The organism is Niabella pedocola (assembly GCF_021044425.1).
Taxonomy (GTDB): Bacteria; Bacteroidota; Bacteroidia; order Chitinophagales; family Chitinophagaceae; genus Niabella; species Niabella pedocola.
The window spans coordinates 2756817-2777187 of the sequence record NZ_JAJNEC010000005.1 but is presented as its reverse complement, the minus strand read 5'-3'; the positions used below and the strand labels follow the sequence as shown (position 1 = coordinate 2777187).

Annotated in this window: 19 protein-coding genes; 11 read left to right on the top strand and 8 right to left on the bottom strand. The window is 47.2% G+C overall.

Annotation, left to right across the window (positions count from 1 at the left end; all coding sequences use genetic code 11):
• Positions 1-2: 2 nt before the first annotated feature.
• The 5 genes from LQ567_RS18950 to LQ567_RS18930 all read right to left on the bottom strand — a co-directional run bounded on the left by LQ567_RS18950 (position 3) and on the right by LQ567_RS18930 (position 7650).
• Positions 3-3371, bottom strand: a complete 3369-nt coding sequence (locus LQ567_RS18950) for a SusC/RagA family TonB-linked outer membrane protein (RefSeq protein WP_231007218.1) — start codon at positions 3369-3371, stop codon at positions 3-5.
• 25 nt (positions 3372-3396) lie between these two features.
• On the bottom strand, positions 3397-4443 hold the full coding sequence (locus tag LQ567_RS18945; RefSeq protein WP_231007217.1) for a FecR family protein: 1047 nt from the start codon (positions 4441-4443) through the stop codon (positions 3397-3399).
• Between the two features lie 46 nt (positions 4444-4489).
• Positions 4490-5056: an RNA polymerase sigma factor gene (locus LQ567_RS18940; RefSeq protein ID WP_231007216.1), complete on the bottom strand. Its 567-nt coding sequence runs from the start codon at positions 5054-5056 to the stop codon at positions 4490-4492.
• Between the two features lie 386 nt (positions 5057-5442).
• Positions 5443-6069 carry an endonuclease III domain-containing protein gene (locus LQ567_RS18935; protein WP_231007215.1) on the bottom strand — a complete coding sequence of 209 codons (627 nt, stop codon included), beginning with the start codon at positions 6067-6069 and terminating at the stop codon, positions 5443-5445.
• A gap of 114 nt (positions 6070-6183) precedes the next feature.
• Positions 6184-7650, bottom strand: coding sequence for a patatin-like phospholipase family protein (locus LQ567_RS18930; RefSeq protein ID WP_231007214.1), 1467 nt, complete (start codon positions 7648-7650; stop codon positions 6184-6186).
• 189 nt (positions 7651-7839) lie between these two features.
• Between LQ567_RS18930 and LQ567_RS18925 the strand changes: the two genes are divergently transcribed.
• A complete protein-coding gene (locus LQ567_RS18925; protein WP_231007213.1) occupies positions 7840-8277 on the top strand; it encodes a class I SAM-dependent methyltransferase in 438 nt (145 codons plus the stop codon).
• 87 nt (positions 8278-8364) lie between these two features.
• Here LQ567_RS18925 and LQ567_RS18920 read toward each other — a convergent pair whose 3' ends face one another.
• Complete coding sequence (locus LQ567_RS18920; protein WP_231007212.1) at positions 8365-10209, bottom strand: 2-oxoacid:acceptor oxidoreductase subunit alpha; 1845 nt, start codon at positions 10207-10209, stop codon at positions 8365-8367.
• Between the two features lie 170 nt (positions 10210-10379).
• Positions 10380-10760 carry a RidA family protein gene (locus LQ567_RS18915; protein ID WP_231007211.1) on the bottom strand — a complete coding sequence of 127 codons (381 nt, stop codon included), beginning with the start codon at positions 10758-10760 and terminating at the stop codon, positions 10380-10382.
• Positions 10761-10834: 74 nt separating this feature from the next.
• Here LQ567_RS18915 and tsaB point away from each other — a divergent pair, with 74 nt between their 5' ends.
• The 10 genes from tsaB to argH all read left to right on the top strand — a co-directional run bounded on the left by tsaB (position 10835) and on the right by argH (position 20101).
• The gene (gene tsaB / locus LQ567_RS18910) at positions 10835-11500 is read left to right on the top strand and encodes a tRNA (adenosine(37)-N6)-threonylcarbamoyltransferase complex dimerization subunit type 1 TsaB (RefSeq protein ID WP_231007210.1); all 666 of its coding nucleotides are present in this window, start codon (positions 10835-10837) and stop codon (positions 11498-11500) included.
• A 104-nt stretch (positions 11501-11604) separates the two neighbouring features.
• Positions 11605-11943 carry an ArsR/SmtB family transcription factor gene (locus LQ567_RS18905; RefSeq protein WP_223708787.1) on the top strand — a complete coding sequence of 113 codons (339 nt, stop codon included), beginning with the start codon at positions 11605-11607 and terminating at the stop codon, positions 11941-11943.
• Between the two features lie 97 nt (positions 11944-12040).
• Complete coding sequence (locus tag LQ567_RS18900) at positions 12041-12688, top strand: rhodanese-like domain-containing protein (RefSeq protein ID WP_231007209.1); 648 nt, start codon at positions 12041-12043, stop codon at positions 12686-12688.
• A 152-nt stretch (positions 12689-12840) separates the two neighbouring features.
• On the top strand, positions 12841-13989 hold the full coding sequence (locus tag LQ567_RS18895; protein WP_231007208.1) for an aspartate aminotransferase family protein: 1149 nt from the start codon (positions 12841-12843) through the stop codon (positions 13987-13989).
• 219 nt (positions 13990-14208) lie between these two features.
• Positions 14209-15183: a Rossmann-fold NAD(P)-binding domain-containing protein gene (locus LQ567_RS18890; RefSeq protein WP_231007207.1), complete on the top strand. Its 975-nt coding sequence runs from the start codon at positions 14209-14211 to the stop codon at positions 15181-15183.
• A gap of 48 nt (positions 15184-15231) precedes the next feature.
• Positions 15232-16368, top strand: coding sequence for a PDDEXK nuclease domain-containing protein (locus LQ567_RS18885; RefSeq protein ID WP_231007206.1), 1137 nt, complete (start codon positions 15232-15234; stop codon positions 16366-16368).
• On the top strand, positions 16365-17195 hold the full coding sequence (argB, locus tag LQ567_RS18880) for an acetylglutamate kinase (protein ID WP_231007205.1): 831 nt from the start codon (positions 16365-16367) through the stop codon (positions 17193-17195). Before LQ567_RS18885 ends, argB begins: the two co-directional genes overlap by 4 nt.
• Before the next feature lie 28 nt (positions 17196-17223).
• Positions 17224-18288, top strand: coding sequence for a M20 family metallo-hydrolase (locus tag LQ567_RS18875; protein WP_231007204.1), 1065 nt, complete (start codon positions 17224-17226; stop codon positions 18286-18288).
• Between the two features lie 47 nt (positions 18289-18335).
• Entirely contained in the window at positions 18336-18722 is a 387-nt protein-coding gene (locus LQ567_RS18870; protein WP_231007203.1) for a four helix bundle protein, read from the top strand.
• Between the two features lie 35 nt (positions 18723-18757).
• A complete protein-coding gene (gene argH, locus LQ567_RS18865) occupies positions 18758-20101 on the top strand; it encodes an argininosuccinate lyase (RefSeq protein ID WP_231007202.1) in 1344 nt (447 codons plus the stop codon).
• Here the strand turns inward: argH and LQ567_RS18860 are convergent.
• Complete coding sequence (locus tag LQ567_RS18860) at positions 20084-20350, bottom strand: hypothetical protein (protein WP_231007201.1); 267 nt, start codon at positions 20348-20350, stop codon at positions 20084-20086. The genes argH and LQ567_RS18860 overlap by 18 nt on opposite strands.
• Between the last annotated feature and the right edge of the window lie 21 nt (positions 20351-20371).

The following is a 20371-nucleotide window of genomic DNA, read 5'->3' as shown; positions in this document are numbered from 1 at the left end:
ATTTAAAATCTTGCAGAGAAGCCAAAAGAATAGGTTGCAGGCACCGGAATAACATTATCCTTTACGGTATTCCCCAATTCCGGATCGCCGCCATCCCAGCGGGTGAACGTTGCCATATTTTTTCCTGAAAGGAATAACCGCAAATTAGATACATGCATGCGTTGCATCCAGGGTTGACGGAAGGTATATGAAAGCACTACATCCTGCAACCGGACAAAACTTCTTGACTGTAACCCCAAAAATCTTGAATCGGCAGAATAGGTAGCTGACGGATAAACGTTGCCGGCATTTTCCGGTGTCCAGTAAGGAACATATATGGAGTTATCATTAAACCGGTTCGACCTTGACAGGTAAGCGCCTGTATTGCTGTTGAGATAAAAGCCGTTCCCTCCGAAGATACCCGCAACCAGGGCATATAATTCGAAGTTCCTGTAGGATACCGTATTGCTCATGCTCATCCTGAAATTTTCCTTGGTGTAGCCCAGGATTTTGCGGTCGTTTACCGATATCCCGGGAACGCCGTCGATATCATTGTACCGGGGATCGCCGGCCGCGGCACCGTTCAGTGCGATATAATCTTTGTCGGCGGTTTGAACGATCCCGATCTGTTCGTACCCATAAATGGCCCCAAGTGATTTTCCGATAAACAGGCCGTTGGCAATATCATCATCCTCCTTTCCATCACCGTTGCGGTCGGTACCATAAAGACGCACCAGTTTGTTCCGGTTGACCCAGTAGTTTAAGGTTGTAGCCCAGTTAAAATCGCTTCGTTGAATATTCACAGACGTTACTGAAAGTTCCAGTCCTTTATTGGCCACTTCGCCCATGGATGCATTAATGGATTTAAACCCGGTCATGATGGGAATTTCCCGTACAAATAACTGATCCGTCGTCCGGGAAGTATACAGGTTCAGATCGAAAAGGATCCTTCTTTGCAGCAGGGCCGCTTCAATGCCGAGATTCCAGGCGGCTGTAGTTTCCCAGCCCAGGTCATTATTACCCAATGTTGATTGAGCCAGTCCATACAGGATATTGCTGCCCGTGTTGGAAAATTCGTACCGGTAACCACCGGAAAGACCGTTAACCACCTTGGCCAATGTTCCATAAGGGCTGATGCCCTGGTTTCCGTTCTGCCCCCAGGAAAGTTTAAATTTCAGGTCATTGATCAGCGACACATTTTTCATAAACTCCTCCCCCGAAATGCGCCAGGCCAGGCCTACCGCACCAAAATCACCCCATTTTGTATTCGACCCAAAAACCGATGCCCCGTCTCTCCTGAAAGAGGCATTCAGCATATATTTACTGGCATATTCATAGTTGAGGCGGGTGAGATAGCCGATATTCGCCCGTTGCGTTACGTTTAATGCGTTTTGCTGCACCGTTGCTTTGGACAGGCCCCAGATGCCCAGTAACGAGTTGCCATTCGCTGAAAAGTCGGAGCCAATGATGTTGGCGCTTTCATTCCTTGTAAAGTCTCTGGTGGCTACCGCCGTAAGGTCAACCGAATGCTGGCCAAACCGGTTTTTATAATTCAGGATATTGTCAATAACATAGTTAAAGTCGGTTGTATGCTGCAGGTTGCCATTGGCTTTAGAAAGCAGTGCGTTAACGGCCGTGGTGCTGTATCGCTGTATGCCTTCACCTTCGGCTATATAATAATTTTCATAATAAAACGCACCGGATTCATTTTTATCCAGGTTGGCAGCATAGTTTAACCGGTAGCTTAATCCTTTTATCCAGGGTACCGAAACCACGGCATAGGTATTTAACCGGAAATTATGTCGCCGGTCCTGGTTGTCGGCGGTACCATCCTGCACACCCCATAACGGGTTTACGGCGGACTGGGTATAGGGATACCTCTCCAGGTGACCCTGATCATCCCGGTACATCACGCCGTAAGGCGACATCTGTTCGGCAGCGAGCACATTTGCCGGTATGCCCGAATAATCCAATACGTTGTAAGCCCCGTCCAGACCCAGTTCCAGCCAACTGGTAACCCGGGCATTTACCTTACTTAAAACAGAGATGCGGTCGTACCGGTCGCCTATAACGATGCCTTTATTATTGTTATAGGAAGAAGACAGGTAATAATTTACATTGTCTGATGCACCTGAAACAGCCGCCTGGTAGTTTTCAAAGGTGCCGGTACGGGTAATTGCATCCAGCCAGTTGATTTCCCTGCCATTATTGTAATTATCCAGTTCCCCGGTCTTCATCCAATTGGTAGCTCCAGTGGTATAGTTGTTACGGGCGTTTACCGATTGAATCCATTGGGCACCCGTCATCATTACCGGCTTGTTTTGCCAGAACTGTGCTCCATAAGAGGCATTCAGGTTAATAGAAGGTTTGCCTCTTTTGCCTTTTTTGGTAGTAATGGCAATGACCCCGTTCGCCGATCGCGATCCATATACGGAAGCCGAAACCGCATCCTTCAGCACATCCACGGAAGCGATATCATTGGGGTTAATATCATTCAGGCTGCCCAGGAAAATAACCCCGTCCAGTACGATCAACGGGTTATTATCTCCATTTATCGAATTCTGCCCTCTTATCAGCATCGACGGCTGGCTTCCTGCAGCATTGGCCACACCGATGTTTAAACCCGAAACATTTCCTTTCAATACATCCAGGGGGCTCGAATTGGGCAGCATACCCACCGGCCCGTCTTCTACTTTTACGGAGGTTACGGCACCCGTAAAATCTTTACGTTTTGCTGTACCATAACCGATCACCACCACCTCATCCAGCTGCGCCGTTTCTGAAGACAAGGTTACGGTTACGGCAGTCTGGTTGCCAACCGGTATTTCCTGCGTTTTGAACCCGATATTTGAAATGGTCAATACATCATTCCGGCCGCTTACACCGATGGTGAATGCCCCTTTTGAGTCGGTAGCCGTTCCTTTCCCCGTATTCCGGACGGTAACACTGGCTCCGCCAACAGGGCTGCCCGCATCGGACCGTACCATCCCCGAAAGCATCCTCAGCGCTGTTACGGGCGCCACATCCCGCTCTTTTTCCCGTTCGGGAACGGACTGTTTTTCAAGGGAAATTTCACCTAGCCGCTCTTTTGGAACAATGGTATAATAATTCTTTTTTACATACAGGAATACCAGGTTGTTGGGGTATAAGATGCCCTTTAATACTTCTTCAACCTGTTTTGATTTTACCTGATCCAGGGCATAAGTAGTGGTTTTGCCTTTTAACAGGTCCGGATCGTACACAAACTGTGTACCGTAGGCTTTTTTTACCTGGTTTAAGGCTTCTTCAATGGAAACCCGTTTACCTCCGGCCTGCGCCATTACAGCCGGGCAGTAGTACATACACCCCAGCAGGCACAGGGATGCAATCAGCAACAAGCGTTTTTTTAACATATGGACATTTATTATAAGTGAAAAACTATTTGAAGTTTACTCTTATTTGATCACCCTCGTTAGTGAATGATATATTTAAAGCAGTTGACATTACAAAAAGCGCGTCATCCAAAGAATCGATTAATATGGGGCCGTTCAGTTTCTTCCGGGCCAGTTCCGGGTCTTCCAGGATAAACGACTTACCGTATGTATCCTCCAGGTATTTAAAAATCTCCGACAGTGTAGGATCGGAAAGGACCAGTTTTTTTTCCTTCCAGGAAGAGGCATTCAGCGCATGTTCGATATTTGAAGTGCGATGGATCACACTAACCGAATCTACCAGTAGTATATCCCCCGGCTTCATCAGTACCGGCTGCGTTCCGGTTTTTGAAAGGAACACCCGGATGGCACCTTTTTGTAAGGAGATCTCCGTACGCCCTCTTCTCTCTCGGATATCAAACGAGGTACCCAATACCTCCACCGTTGTGTTTACGGTATGAACAATAAACCGTTCGTAATTTTCGATATTATGATCATTATCCAGATGCTTTACATCAAAAAAAGCCTCCCCGTTTAACCATAGCTCCCTCGGCGCATTCTTGTCCCACTTTTTTCCATACTTAATGGTGGAGTTAGCATTGAGCACCACCACCGAACTGTCTGGCAAAACCAGGCGGGAAATTTTTCCATACCCGGTATTAACCGTATACTGCCCCGGCGTTTTCAGTCGCCAAAAAATCAATGAGCTGATGAGCAGCAAGGGGATCAGGACAGCTGCTGCCTTCCAGCGTTTGGCAGCTACCCAAAAACCGCGCGGGCCTGCCGGCCTTTGTTTACATTCCTCAATAGCCGCCAGTGCCCGGTTCAAAGAAGCTTCTACGTTTAGCGGATCCGGACGGCTTGTCTTGAAACCGATATTGAATAAGATCTCCCGTGCTAACCCGATCTCTTGCTGCTTACCGGGGTTGGCCTGCAGCCATTGCTCCCAAAAAGCATTCTTTTCTTCATCAGGCAGGTGTATCCAATCCTGGAAATATTCATCACATAAAAAATCCCCGAGCACATATTGCCTGTATTTGTCTGCTTTTTTCATCCTCAGATACATAATGAGTGAGAAACACAAAAAATTACCCCATCTGTTAATGAAAATTTTCCTTCAGTAAGAAAAAAATGTAAACGAGGGGAACCGAAACCTTGTCCCGTAAAGTGAGCAGGCTTCTTGCCATGAGTTTATAGGTTGCTTTTACTGAGATACCCAGGATCGTTGCCGTTTCTTCATAGGAGAAGCCTTCATAAAAACGCAGGAACAGTGCTTCCTGCTGCCTGGCCGAAAGGGTATGAATGGCTGCAGCCAGTTTTTCCTTAAGGGCCTGATCCGTTTCCTGCCGGATCATCATCACATCTGCTGCAAATTCAGGATCGAACTCCGCACCGTCGATGGTTTTGGTTTTAGCAAGCGCCGCAACCCGCTTGCTCAATGCTCTCCTGAAAAGCACGTAGTAATATCCATCCGGGTTTTTTATCGCCCTCAGGCCCTCGCGGTTTACCCATAACGTCATCAAGATCTCCTGGATCACGTCTTCTACCAGTGCGCTGTCTTCCACTAATTTTACACCATAGTTATAAAATCGCTCATACAGCTTCCTGTACGCATGCGAATACGCGTCCTTGTCCCCCACTTCAATACCTGTCCAGGAAATTTCCAACCCTTTAAAATATTAACTCTGACTATAAGCGATGAAAATTATGGAAAATTTTCTTCACAATCCCTGTGGCCATCCATAATAATCGTTTAACAGCAACCATATCCGGAACACAACGATCCTTGATGTCCCGGTAATTTCTATAACCCGCATTGTTCCTTTCAAAAATAAATGATAATAAGGGTTGAACCATCCTGCTGTGTCATGCAGGCCGGATAGCTGTTCTCGAAAGCCCAACCCGCGATCCTAAAATAGCACCAGATGTTTTTCTAAAATCTTGACCGCTCCGAAACGGCAGGTCCTGTTCCGCTATGGCACCGGCTTTTACACGGTGTACGCTGCTAAGGAAAGCTGCCGGTCACCGGCAGGCGCTTTGCACTACCATGGTTTTAATGACTGTTGTAAAACAAGCAGACTTTATTCATCAGGCAGGTTTCGCATTTGGGATTTGTAGGGCGGCAGATCTCCCTTCCCAAAAAAGAAATGGCCATACCGGCGTCCCAGTCCTTTTGCGGGAGTGCATCCATGATTTGCTTTTCTATTTTCTTTGGGTCGGAGCCGGTGGCTATTCCAAGACGGGGTGCAACTCGTACCACATGCAGATCTACGATCACCCCTTCCGGTGGTTTGCCGCTTTCACGAAGAATTACGTTTGCCGATTTCCGGCCGATGCCTTTCAATTCCGTAAGCGCCTCCAGGTTTAGTGGAATAGCAGCATCCTTTTTTAAGGATTGTGCAATTTCCAAAAGCCATTTGGCTTTATTTCCAAAGTTGCGCACATCGCTGATCTGCCCTGCAATGGCGGCTTCCGTAGCTTTTGAGAGTGCCGTCATAGTAGGAAAAGCATGAAAGAATGCCGGCGCGATCTGGTTGATATGCCGGTCCGAATCCTGTGCCGAAAGCACCACCACTACCAATAGCTGGTAGGTGTTTTTATAGTCGAGCGGATGTTTGGTGGCTTTGTATTTTTTTAAAAGCGGTTGGATGGCCACAGGCCAGTTAACAGGGGCGCTCATAAAATAGAATTTGTATTGAAATTACGATTTTTTGAGCATTGAGGAAAGTCGTCAGCGGTCAGCGATCCGTTTTTCGTGTTTTGTTACTTAACGCTTCAATACCCAATCATTTCTCTATGGCTGTTGTTGCTTCCTGGTTTCCAGCGTTACCTGCATCACGCTTCGCTCCTGTTTATACGCCTCCCAGTCAAAGTTCAGTAAAAACCGTGCTGCAGCTTCTGCCCCCCGTTCAAACAACACCAGCTTTTCCTTATCGGTAATAAAAAAATTCAGCCAGTTGAAATCCGGTAATGCAATGCGGCCAATACCACGGGAGTAGACTTTATTCTTGAGTTGAAAATCCTTGTCGTAATAATTCCGTACCGTATTAAAGATCCTGAAAAAATACCCGCTCAAGGTCCAGGCCGCGGTATTTTTCCCGGTATCGCCCGGACTGCTGTCATCCAGGTCAATCCCAAATACCGGCAGCCGCGGCACTACAACTGTGGGATTGTAAAAAATATTAATGGGAAAATTGGATAAAATACCTCCGTCTACGAAACGGGCTTCTCCAGGTGGTTCCTTTTCGCCAAATGTATCCAGCCATGCTTTTTTTACGTCTTCGTTGGTTCGGGGTATCCCATAAATAAAATAGGATTCAAAAAACAGCGGAATGGCCATAGAAGCCCGTACCAGTCCGGCGGGATGCAATTCATGCAACCGGTCGGGCGGCCGGAACAGGTTACACATTTTCGGAAACTCGATCTTATTCTCGGTGATCAGCTCTGATGCAATTACCGTTACATCCGGGACCAGACCCGTTAAACCATCGCGATGTTCCTGCCGCAAATGAAGCCCGTCCACCGGCTGGCCTGCCTTAAGACGAAAGTCTTCCAGGTTTGTAACCCCGTTTTCTTTCATCAGCTGCTTTAGCCAATCATAAAAGAAATCACCCGGGTTGATCCCGTAACCACTGGAACGCAGCCGTTTTAACAGGCGGCTGATATACCAGGCCAGCACGCCCAGCAACAGCGTTATGACCAGCAACAGCACTACCAGCGTTTGCGTAAATTGCCGCATCGGTGCATTGTGCGGCAATAACCAAAGGCATACAAACGTAACGGCCAGCAACAGGGAATAAAAGATCCCCAACCCGTTTGCCCATCTTTTTATTTTTACTAAAAAGCTGCTTTTGGTGATAAAGTTTTTGATCAGCCAGCGGGCTGCCGGATGGCCGTCAACAAGATCAAAAAAATCCAGTGCAGTGATCGCTTCCAGGATCTTTGCTGATTTTTCCGATTCCTTCTTCCCGGTAATGGCCAGCAACGCGGTATTGATGGCACCCGCGCTGGTTCCGGCAAGCCGCATAAAGCGGATGCCCATCTGCTCAAGAACATAGGTATATCCTACCAGGGCCACACCCAATACGCCGCCTCCTTTTTGAACAAGATTTACATATTGATGGCCATCTCCATCCAACGTATCCGAAATCACCAGGTGCTCCCCGTTGGTGCCAAAGGCGGCTCTCAGCGTTGCCAGCTGCTCCTGCACCCTGGGGCTTTGCAGGAAATCGGTTACCGTTAATTTCTTAGAGGCGGCCATCTCCGGAGGTTTTAGATTGAACGGGCCTTGGTAAAAGCAGGCCGGCTTTAGGGTTTTTTGCTTCCTCCTAAAGATACTCTATCTGCCGCGTTTTTAGTATTAAATCGCTATTTTCGGGTAATACCCGCTTCTTCCGGGATCGGCGTTCCCAAACGTTTCCGGATACAATTTTACCAAAAACATCATCCCATGGATCTTTCGCCCCGCCTGGCCGCCATTGTAAATGCCCTTCCCCTTTGGAGTGGCATCCGCGTGTTGGAAATCGGATGCGGACCCGGCGTTGCGGCCCGGGCCATTGCAAAACGCATCGGCAATGGTTACGTGCTTGGGGTAGACCGGTCGGCCAAAGCCATCCAGCAAGCCCTGAAAAGCGCTACGGAGGAAATAGCCGCCGGGCTTCTCGGCTTTCAGCAAAGTGCTATCGAAGACTTTGAACTACCGGCCGGCGTTCCGTTATTTGATCTGGCATTTGCGGTTCGCGTAGGCGCCCTGGACGGCCGGCACCCGCAACTGGAGCCACTGGCACTAGCAAGCATTGCAAAAGCACTAACAAAAAAAGGACGGTTATTTATTGATGGCGGAAATCCCCTGAAAGAATTGCGCTTTCGCGCCCTGCGGTTACCCTGAGTCCAGAATGCATTTGGACTGGTTACCCATGCAAAAGGCAGCTGTGCACGTTGCCACAACTGCCTTTTACTTTATTGGAAAAATCTATTAAAAATAATTTTCAATCTCCTCGATCAACTCCTGTTTGGTAATGGGAACGCCCATGATCTTATGATATCCTTTCGCATCGATCAGGTATTGATCGCGGATGATCTTTATCAGCTGACCGTTATTGATCTCGGGGATCAGTACGGTTTTGAAACGCCGTAGCAGCTCACCCAGGTTTTTGGGGAAGGGTCTTAAATGCCGGAGATGTGCATGACTCACCGATTTTCCGCGCGCCTGTAATTCCAGTACTGCCGATTTGATGACGCCATAGGTAGATCCCCATCCCAGCACCAGCACATCGCCTTCCGGCTTGCCGGTATCTATTTTTTGCTCGGGAATAAATTCCGCGATCTTATCTACCTTTTCCTGGCGGATCTTTACCATCTGCTGGTGATTGGCCGGATCATAGCTGATATTGCCGGTAATATTCTGTTTTTCGATTCCGCCGATGCGATGTTCCAGGCCCTTTGCACCAGGCACTACCCAGGGGCGCACCAGGTTTTCATCCCGGATATACGGCTGGAATTTATCTTCATGATGTCCCAGCTCTGTTTTAAATTTTACGTGAATGGGATGCAGGGAATCTTCTGTTGGAAACTTCCAGGGCTCCGCACCATTGGCAATATATCCATCGCTTAAAAGGATAACGGGTACCATATGCTGCACACTGATCTTTACCGCTTCATACACCGCATCAAAACAATCCGCCGGGGAAGCGGCAGCGATCACCGGCATCGGGCACTCACCGTTGCGGCCGTAATAAGCCTGCAGGAGGTCCGACTGTTCAGTTTTTGTAGGCAGCCCCGTAGAAGGTCCGCCACGCTGTACGTCGATAATCACCAGCGGGATCTCCAGCATCACCGCCAGTCCCATAGCTTCTGTTTTTAAGGCCATTCCCGGTCCGGATGTGGTGGTAACCCCCAGCGATCCGCCGTAGGAAGCACCGATGGCGGCACTGATCGCGGCAATTTCGTCCTCCGCCTGGTAGGTACGGATGCCAAAATTCTTGTGCCGGCTTAATTCATGTAGGATATCCGAAGCGGGTGTAATGGGATAGGTTCCCAGGAACATGGGCAAGCCGCTTTTTTGCGAAGCTGCTATCAGGCCCAGGGCCAGCGCCTGGTTTCCCATAATGGAGCGGTAGGTTCCGGGCTCCATGCGTGCTTTTTCTACCTTATAAGTGGTTGTAAACGCTTCCGTGGTCTCTCCGTAGTTATACCCGGCCTGCAATACTTTTATGTTGCTGTCCAGGATCTCCGGGCGTTTTTCAAATTTTTCCCTCAAAAAATTAACCGAGCTTTCCATATCCCGGTCGTACATCCAATATAAAAAGCCCAGCACAAACATGTTTTTGGCCCGGTCTTTTTCCTTCGTACCCATGGTAAATTCCTTCAGCGCCTCACGGGTCATTTTAGTAACATCCATCTTAATGACCTCATAGTTCTGCAGGCTGTCATCCGCAATCGGGTTCTCACCATCCGGATAATTGGCCAGCCGCAGGTTTTTTGAATCAAACCCATCGGTATTTACAATGATCTTTCCGCCCTTTTTCAGGGTAGCAAGATTGGCCTTTAATGCGGCGGCATTCATCGCCACCAGTACGTCGTAATTATCACCCGGCGTAAAAATGCTGTCCGACGAAAACCGAAGCTGGTAGCCGCTCACCCCGGGAAGGGTACCCTGCGGAGCCCGTATCTCGGCGGGAAAATCGGGAAATGTTGAAAGATCATTCCCTAATAAAGCTGTATTATTGGTAAACTGCGTTCCGGTCAATTGCATACCATCGCCACTGTCTCCTGCAAACTTGATGACTACATCCTGTAGCACCTCCTGATTTCGAACCATATCAAAAATAATTGGGATGCAAAGGTACAACAGTTATCGGGAGCTTCTACCACGAATTTGTAAAATGACGGGCAGCCAGGCTTCAGCAATCAGCTTTTAGCACTGCTTTTTGAAGGAATGGCGCTGATTGCTGATTGCTGAAGGCTGAAGGCTGAAAGCTGATGCTGCACCTACCGCACAGCAATCATGCTGATCTCTACATTTACAAATTTGGGAAGCGCCGCTACCTGAACGGTTTCACGGGCGGGGAAATCAGCTGTAAAATATTGACCATAAACGCTGTTGATTTCTGCAAAGCGATGCATATCCGTAATAAAAATGGTTGATTTGATCACATGGGAAAAATCCAGTTCCGCCGCCGCCAGGATCGCCGCCAGGTTGCGCATGCATTGGTGCGTTTCCTCCTCAAGATTGCCATTATTCAGTTCCCCTGTTTGCGGATCAATGCATACCTGACCGGAAATATATAAGGTATCACCTGCCAGTACCGCCTGGTTATAAGGGCCAATGGGAGCAGGAGCTTTGTCGGTGGTAATAATTTTCTTTTCCATTAGAACGTATTTGAAAACGAATATAGTTTGAATGAATTGCATGCACAAAAAGCTGTTTGTGTTATTTTTGTGAAATGGCATTGTTTTTAAATATTGACACAGCGGTGGATTATGCATCCGTTTGCATATCTGACAATGAAAAAATAATCGCCTATACGGAAAACGCCGCCACCACCGCCCATGCATCCTGGATCGGTCATGCCATCCGGGAGCTTTTTGCATCAAACGGATTATCAATGAATCACTTAGATGCCGTTGCCGTAAGCAATGGCCCGGGTTCTTATACCGGGTTAAGGATCGGTTTGGCCACAGCAAAAGGTTTGTGTTTTGCCCTGCATAAACCACTTATTTGCCTAAGTACGCTGGAAATTATGGCCCATTCTGTAAAAGAAATGCCGGAAGACGCCCTTATTTGCCCGGCTATCGACGCACGGAGAATGGAAATTTATGCCGCCGTATACAAAAAAGATTTAACAATCGTGCGCCCCCCGGAGGCATTGATTGTGTACGAACACAGTTTCGAGGATTTGCTTGCAAATCACCCGATACTGTTTACCGGAAATGCGGTGAACAAATTGCAGGCCACTATAAAACATTCAAACGCAGTCTTTAGCAATACCCGTTACAGTGCAGCAGATATGCCATTTTTAACGATTAAGCACTATCGGGAAAATCAGTTTGCCGATCTTTCATACGTTGAGCCTTTTTATTTAAAAGCGGTACATTTTAACAAAAGTTAAATTAAGGAAATTTATATACGATTTTAATACCAGCAAATATCAAATAATTTAAATGGATATATAACTTTGTTGGCCATTCAAATAAACTCTATTTATACAGAACAATGAGCAATTACCAGATTTCTTTTACGTTAAAAAAAGAAAACAGTAGCCACATCACTGTTGATACTCTCAATGTAAAAAAAGCAGCCTTGATCCTGAGAGCCTTTAACCACAAATTACGACAGCAAATTCTGAAGCTGATCGACACCCAGGACAAAATCACCGTTACTGAGATTTACGTAAAACTACGTATTGAGCAGTCGGTAGCCTCACAACACCTTGCGATTCTCCGCAAGGCGGAATTTGTAAACACAGAGCGCGACGGAAAATTCATTTACTACACGGTAAACACCGATCGTATGAAGGATTTAAACCGTTTTGTGTCCGATCTTCTTGGTTAATTCTTAAGGCCTTTTAAGATCTTCCCAAGTACCCTCTTTTTATGAGAGCGGTACTTTTTTTTACCCATAACTTTGCGGCAGTTTAAACAGAGAAGCAATGAAGACATTAGCGTTGAACGATTTTTTACAGATCGCCGGAGACGGCCCGGTGCTCCTGGATACAAGGCCTACCGAATTATTTAAAGTAGGTTTTATCCCCGGAAGCATCCATGTGCCCTTCGGTGCAAAACAGTTTGATGAGTGGGTAACCGCAGTACTGGATAAAGCAACACCGGTTTTGCTCGTAACCGAAGATGGAGCGGCGGCACCGGCGGCAGAACGGCTCCGGCAACTGGGCTATCAGCTTGCCGGAAGCCTCGAAGGAGGATTTAACACATATGCCAGCGCCGGCAAGCCCCTGGATATGATCATTGATGTAGAGCCGGATGAGCTGATGATGGACATTCCGTTTGATGAACACCTGATTGTTATGGACGTACGGAAACCCATCGAATATGCAGAAGGCCATTTAAAGGACGCCGTAAACCTGCCCTTAGGCGAGCTCAATGATCCGTTGCGCGTTTCTGCCATTGAAGATAAGGACAACCTGTATCTGCATTGCGGCGGAGGCACGCGCAGTGTGATTGCAGCATCCGTTTTGAAAAGGCAGGGGCTTCATAATCTCCGGAATGTGGCGGGAGGATGGACAAAGATCAAGGAAGAACCCAGGGCCCAAATTGTAAAGGAACCCGGAATGCTGAATTAGAGCGATGGTACATGGTGAATGGAGCACGGTTCATGAATAACAGGAGTGATTATGACCGGTGAACCATTTACCATGAACTATGAACATTTTTGCTTATTTTTATAGCCTCGATTGCCTGGTTACAGGCATATTTTTTTTAAACCAACGGTATAATGAATTTATTTGATGTTTACCCTTTGAACGATGTTACTATTGTAAAAGCAAAAGGGTCGTATGTTTGGGATGACCAGGGCAACCAGTACCTGGATCTTTATGGCGGACACGCTGTTATCAGTATCGGACACACACATCCGCACTGGGTAAAACGAATTGAGGAGCAACTGGAAAAGATCGCGTTCTATTCCAACTCCATCCGGATACCGTTGCAACAGGAGCTGGCGAAGAAACTCGGAGAGGTTTCAGGTAAGGAAGACTACCAGCTCTTCCTCTGTAACTCTGGCGCAGAAGCCAATGAAAACGCTTTAAAACTGGCATCGTTCTATAACGGTCGCAAAAAGATCATTGCTTTTAATAAGGCATTTCACGGAAGAACCTCGCTGGCCGTGGCCGCTACCGATAACAAGAATATTGTAGCACCTGTAAATGAAACCGACAATGTAGTGTTCCTCCCCTTTAATGATGAAGAGGCACTGGAAGCCTATTTTGACAAGCACGGCAAGGAAGTGTCTTCCGTGATCATTGAAGGGATCCAGGGCGTTGGCGGTATCAATATCGCAAGCGAATCCTTTTTAAAACTGATCCGGGCACTGTGTACCAAATACGGCGCCCTGTATATCGCCGATAGTGTGCAGTGTGGTTATGGACGCAGCGGAAAATTTTTCAGCCATGATTTTGCAGGTGTAAATGCCGATATCTATACGATGGCAAAGGGTATGGGGAATGGTTTTCCGGTAGCGGGTATCATCATTGCTCCACATATTCAGCCCAAACATTTTCAGCTGGGTACCACATTTGGCGGAAACCACCTGGCCTGTGCAGCCGCATTGGCCGTGCTGGAAGTGATCCGCGAAGAAAAACTGATGGGCAACGCGGTAATGGTGGGTAAATACCTGCGCGAAGAGCTGGCGGCACTTCCGGAAATAAAAAATGTAAGAGGCCGCGGACTGATGATCGGCTTCGACGTTCCTGAAGAACTGGGTGCCCTGAAAAGAAACCTGCTGAACAATCATAAAATATTTACCGGAGAGGCCAAACCCAATGTGATCCGGCTGCTGCCTTCTTTAGCATTAAAGAAAAAAGATGCCGAGGAATTTATGGAGGCCATCAAAGAGGAAATTGCGGCGCTGCATGCCACGGTGTAATGCCCGGCAAATGCTTACAATCGTTCATCGGTCGGTACAACCGGAACGCCGGTGTTGACACTCATTTCCGAAGCAGTCAGTACCTGCCGGAAGCCAACCTTCGCCAGCAAAACGACCTGGTTGCTGTAGCATTGCGGAACGAACGGGATATGGAATAACGAAAGCAGTACTGCTCTTTTATATCATTCAATAAAGACAACTAAGAACCGATACCATACAATGTCTCTTTTAAAAGCAAAAAACTTCATAAGCGCGCATGATGTTACCGACATCAATGCGCTGGTGTCAAAAGCACTGGATTATAAAGCCAACCCGTTTAAAGATAGAACCCTTGGTACTGGAAAACGGATCGGGTGCCTGTTTTTAAACCCCAGTATGCGTACCCGTTTAAGTACACAGATCGCCGCGCAGAATCTGGGTATGGAGCCCATCGTGTTCAACGTAGGATCGGAAGGCTGGAAGCTGGAGTTTGAGGATGAAGCCATCATGAGCGGTTCCACCTCGGAGCATGTAAAAGATGCCGCACCCATTATGGGACAGTATTTCGATATCCTGGCCATCCGTACCTTTCCCTCGCTGGCCAACAAAGAGGATGATTACAGTGAGCTGTATGTAAACCAGTTCATCAAATACTCCGGCATCCCGGTGCTGAGCCTGGAAACGGCCACCCTGCACCCGTTGCAGAGCCTTACGGATGTGATCACCATCAAAGAAACATTCAAGGAAAAACGGAAACCGAAAGTAGTGCTTACCTGGGCACCACATGTAAAGCCATTGCCGCAATGTGTGGCCAATAGCTTTTCGCAGTGGATGAACGCCTGGGGCGAAGTGGATTTTGTGATCACTCATCCGGAAGATTATGAACTGGACCCGGCGTTCTCCGGGAATGCCACGATCCTCCATGACCAGAACGAGGCGCTGAAGGATGCCGATTATGTATATGTGAAGAACTGGAGCACATACACCGACTATGCTAAAATTTACAACAACGATCCTTCCTGGATGCTGACGCTGGACAAGCTATCGGCTACCAATAACGCAAAAGTGATGCATTGCCTGCCGGTACGGAGAAATGTGGAGCTGAGCGATGAAGTGCTGGACAGTTCGCACAGCATTGTAACCCAGGAAGCCGGAAACCGTGTATGGGCAGCCCAGGCAGTATTAAGCGAGTTGTTGAGCCAACTCAATTCCTGACATTGAAACGATAAAGTTGCTACAAGTTCTAATACATGTGATTGCCGCATGAATGATTTCAAACAATTGATAACAGCCATTGAACAGGTGCATCAGCGGTTACAGGCAGAAGCTGCAGGTGCTGTAAACCGGGCACTGACCCTGCGCAACTGGCTGATTGGTTATTACATTGTTGAGTTTGAACAAAAGGGATACGAGCGGGCAACATATGGGCAGCAGCTTCTTGAAAAAATTGCGGCAACAGTAAAAATCAATGGTATTTCCGCAACCAATCTTAAATTGTTCCGGCAGTTTTACCTGGCATACCCTCAAATAAGCCAGACGGTGTCTGACCAATTAAGATCATTTTTTCAAATTGAAAATCAACAAACTACAATTGGTCAGACGGTGTCTGACCAATTACAACCGCTATTGCCGGCGATACAAAACAATCAGCCTCCCGGTATACCGGTAACCGTACCTTCCGAAAAAATCATCAGCCGCTTATCTTTTTCGCATTTAATAGAGCTGAGCAAAATAGAGGATCTATTGAAACGATCTTTTTATGAAATCGAATGTATAAAAGGCACCTGGAGCGTACGCGAATTAAAACGGCAGATCAATAGCCTGTATTTTGAGCGCAGCGGCTTATCCGGACACCCGGAAAAACTGGCACAACTGGTTCAGCAAAAAACAAAACCGCTGGCGCCTGTTGATATCATCAAAAATATCTATGCTTTCGAATTTTTAAATATCAGTGTAAAGCCGGTTGTGGAAGAATCCGATCTGGAAATCGCTTTACTCGACAACCTGCAGGAATTTATCATTGAACTGGGCAATGGCTTTTGCTTTGAAGCAAGACAAAAACGTATCTTAATAGGCGACACCTATTATTTTATCGATATCGTTTTTTACCACCGTGTTCTCAAATGCCATGTACTTATTGAATTAAAAATCGGAGCTTTTGAACACGGAGATATCGGGCAGTTAAACACCTACCTGAATTACTTTAAACAGGAAATCTGTGAACAGGACGACAACCCCCCGGTTGGTATTTTACTGGTTGCAGAAAAAGATCATGCGCTGGTTAAATATGCCACGGCCGGGATGGACGAAAACCTGTTTATACAAAAATACCTGATCCGGTTGCCGGATAAAGAACAACTGGAGCATCATATTGAAAAAGAGTTAAAAAAATTGCAATGAGCACAGAAGAAAAGGACCATAGTTCAACCGAGGGTATTCAAAATGCGCTCTTTATCATAAAAATAGGCGGGAACATTATTGACAATCCCGGAGCGCTGGAAACCTTCCTGGCCGACTTTTCCAAAATACAGGCCGCCAAAATCCTGATACATGGCGGCGGAAAGATCGCCACAAAGATCGGGGCACAGCTTGGCATTGAATCAAAATATGTAGATGGAAGACGGATCACCGATGATGAGACCATCGACCTGGTAACCATGGTATACGGCGGACTGGCAAACAAAAAGATCGTGGCACAGCTACAGGCGCTGGGCACGAATGCCATCGGGCTTACCGGTGCGGACGCCAATATTATCCCGGCAAAAAAACGGCCGGTAAAAACGATCGATTACGGATGGGTGGGCGATATAGAAACAACAGGTATCCAATATTCCACGGTTCACTTTTTTCTCCAAAACGGCATCACCCCCGTGTTTGCCCCGCTTACACATGATGGCAACGGGCATATACTCAATACAAACGCCGATACGATTGCATCTTCATTAGCCGTTGCACTTTCTGCGCTTTTCAATGTACGCCTGATCTATTGCTTTGAAAAGAAAGGGGTACTGGAAGACGTCGACAATGACGCCTCCGTGATCCGCAAGCTGGATCGCACGTATTATCAGCAACTCAAAGAAGAAAAGAAACTGTTCGAAGGCATTCTTCCCAAAATAGACAATGCCTTTGCTGCCATTGACGCAGGCGTAGCCCAGGTGCTGATCGGTGATGCCCGCGATCTGATCAAAAATACCACAAACGATAACGAAGGAACATTGATTTATTAAACAGGCCCCAGGGCTATAATTCTATTTTATGCAGGAACAACTTTACCAGGAAGCAGTAGCGCTGTTAAAACAATTGATTGAAACACCCAGTTTCAGCAAAGAAGAAGACCAGACCGCAGAGCTGATCATTGCCTACCTGGACAAGTACCAGGTTCCCACCAAACGGTTGGGGAACAACATCATTGCCAAAAACAAATATTTTGATGATGCCAAGCCAACATTGCTGCTGAATTCGCATCACGATACGGTAAAGCCCAACCCGAAATACACCCTTGACCCGTTTAAAGCGATTGAAAAAGACGGAAAATTATTCGGGCTTGGCAGTAATGATGCCGGTGGCTGCCTGGTATCGCTGATCGCAACGTTTATCTATTATTACGAAAAAGAAAACCTCAAATATAATGTGATGCTGGTGGCCAGTGCCGAAGAAGAGATCTCCGGTTACAACGGCATTGAAGCGGCTGTAAATATTCTTCCGCCCATAAATTTTGCCATCGTGGGTGAGCCCACCAAACTGCAAATGGCAGTGGCGGAACGAGGCTTAATGGTACTGGACTGTACCGCACAGGGAAAAGCCGGGCATGCCGCCCGCAATGAAGGGGAAAATGCCATTATCAAAGCGCTTAAGGATATTGAATGGTTTCACTCATACCGCTTTGAAAAAGTATCGGAGCTGCTGGGCGACAGCCGCATGACCTGCACTGTTATTGAAACCGAAAACAAACAGCACAACGTAGTACCCTCCTCCTGTAAATATGTGGTGGATGTACGGTTGAATGAATTGTACAGCTTTGAAGAGATCCTGGACGCCATCCGGCAGAACGTTTCCAGTGAAGTGAAGCCCCGGTCTACCCGCCTGCGCTCCACCTCCATTTCACTGGATCATCCCATTGTACAGGCCGGCATTGCCATGGGGAAAACCACGTACGGCTCGCCTACCACTTCCGACAAAGCGCTGATGCCGTTCCCGGGGTTGAAAATGGGTCCCGGCGACTCTGCCCGCAGTCATACCGCAGATGAATACATCTACCTGCATGAAGTCGAGGGTGGCATTAACGATTATATTGAGATCGTGGGAAGAGTGGTGATCTGAGGATTACAGGTTACAGGATACAAATTACAGGTTTAATTCCTATAAAAATGAAAAGTTACAGAGACTTAAATATTTATCGGGAAGCACACAGACTGGCCATTGAGATCCATAGGATAAGTCTGCAATTACCTAAATTTGAATGCTTTGAAGAAGGAAGCCAGATACGCCGATCTTCAAAGGCAGTATCAACCGCTATTGTTGAAGGCTATGGAAGGAAAAGATACAAAGCAGAATTCATCCGATACCTCACCTACGCTCATACAGAATGCGATGAAACAATCGAACATCTCGATTATCTCTTTGAAACAAAATCTTTAACAGATAAAGAAGGCTACGAAACCGTAAGAGAAAATTATACGGGGCTTAGCAAACAAATTAATAAATTTATCGACTGGGTTGAAAATAACTGGAATAATTATCCATCCGCAGAATAACCTGCAATTTAAAATTTGTAACTTGTAACTGAAGTATGAAGCTTTGGAAAAAAAATACAGACTCCTTAAAAGAAGTAGAAACCTTTACGGTAGGCAGGGATCGTGAAATGGACCTATACCTGGCCCCCTTTGATGTACTGGGCTCACTGGCACATATTCAAATGCTGGAATCGGTGGGACTCTTAAAAAAAGACGAACTCACCGAGCTGCAGGCCGCCCTGCGCAACATCTATACCGATATCCAGAGCGGTGCTTTTGAATTACAGGAAGATGTGGAGGACATTCATTCCCAGGTAGAACTCTTACTAACCCAGCGCATCGGCGAAGCCGGTAAAAAAATACACAGCGCCCGCAGCCGGAACGACCAGGTGCTGGTAGACCTGAAACTGTTCCTGCGCAGCGAAATTGAAACAACGGTTAACGCTATTACCCCCTTCTTTGAACTGTTACAAACCCAAAGCGAAAAATATAAAAGCTTCCTGCTGCCCGGGTATACCCATCTGCAACTGGCCATGCCCTCTTCCTTCGGACTTTGGTTTGGTGCCTATGCGGAAAGCCTTGTAGACGACCTGATCAGCCTCAAAGCGGCTTACGATATCATCAACAAAAACCCGCTGGGTTCGGCAGCCGGTTATGGATCCTCGTTCCCGATCAACCGGACACTTACAACAGAACTGCTGGGTTTTGCCACCCTCAACTATAACGTGGTATATGCACAAATGGGCCGCGGTAAAGCCGAACGGGTAGTTGCCCAGGCACTGGCCAACATCGCAGACACCCTGTCTCGGATGAGCATGGATGCCACCTTATATCTGAACCAGAACTTTGGCTTCATCAGCTTCCCACCGGAATTAACAACCGGCAGCAGCATTATGCCACATAAAAAAAATCCGGATGTATTTGAGCTGATCCGCTCGCATTGCAACCGCATAAAGGCATTGCCCAATGAAATCCTGATGATGACCACCAACCTGCCATCTGGTTACCACCGCGACCTCCAGTTACTGAAGGAGCATCTATTTCCCGCATTTAAAACGCTGAGGGATTGTATTGAGATGGCCGGCCTGATGTTTTCCAACATTGACGTAAAGCCCGATCTTTTAAAAGACGAAAAATACAAGTACCTGTTTACCGTAGACCTGGTGAACCAGCTGGTGCTGGAAGGAACCCCCTTCCGTGATGCCTATATCCAGGTGGGCCGCTCTGTAGACGATGGCACTTATCAGGTACCGGAGCAAACCACCATTAAAGATCCCCACGAAGGAAGCATTCAGAATTTATGTACAGAACAGATCCGTTCGCTGATGACACAAACGGTGGCCTCTTTTAATTTTGATGCCGTACACCGGGCCTATCAGCAGTTATTGAAAACAGGGTAATTGCGACGGGGCAACGCCGCTTTGTGGTGCGCTCCGCCAGCGACCGGGTACGTTCACATAATAAGGGTACGCGGGCAGGCATCTTAAAAAAACAGCATACACCAGGAATGATGGGTTGATGACTGCTGCGTTGTTGTAGCTGATGCTGCCCACCGGCAGCAAACGAACGCCCGTATTCATAATACCGCTTATCCATAAACAGACATCTGTTTCAACGATCCGCTTTACCTTTGCAATCCGGTACAGCAATGAACCCCTAATTTATCTGAA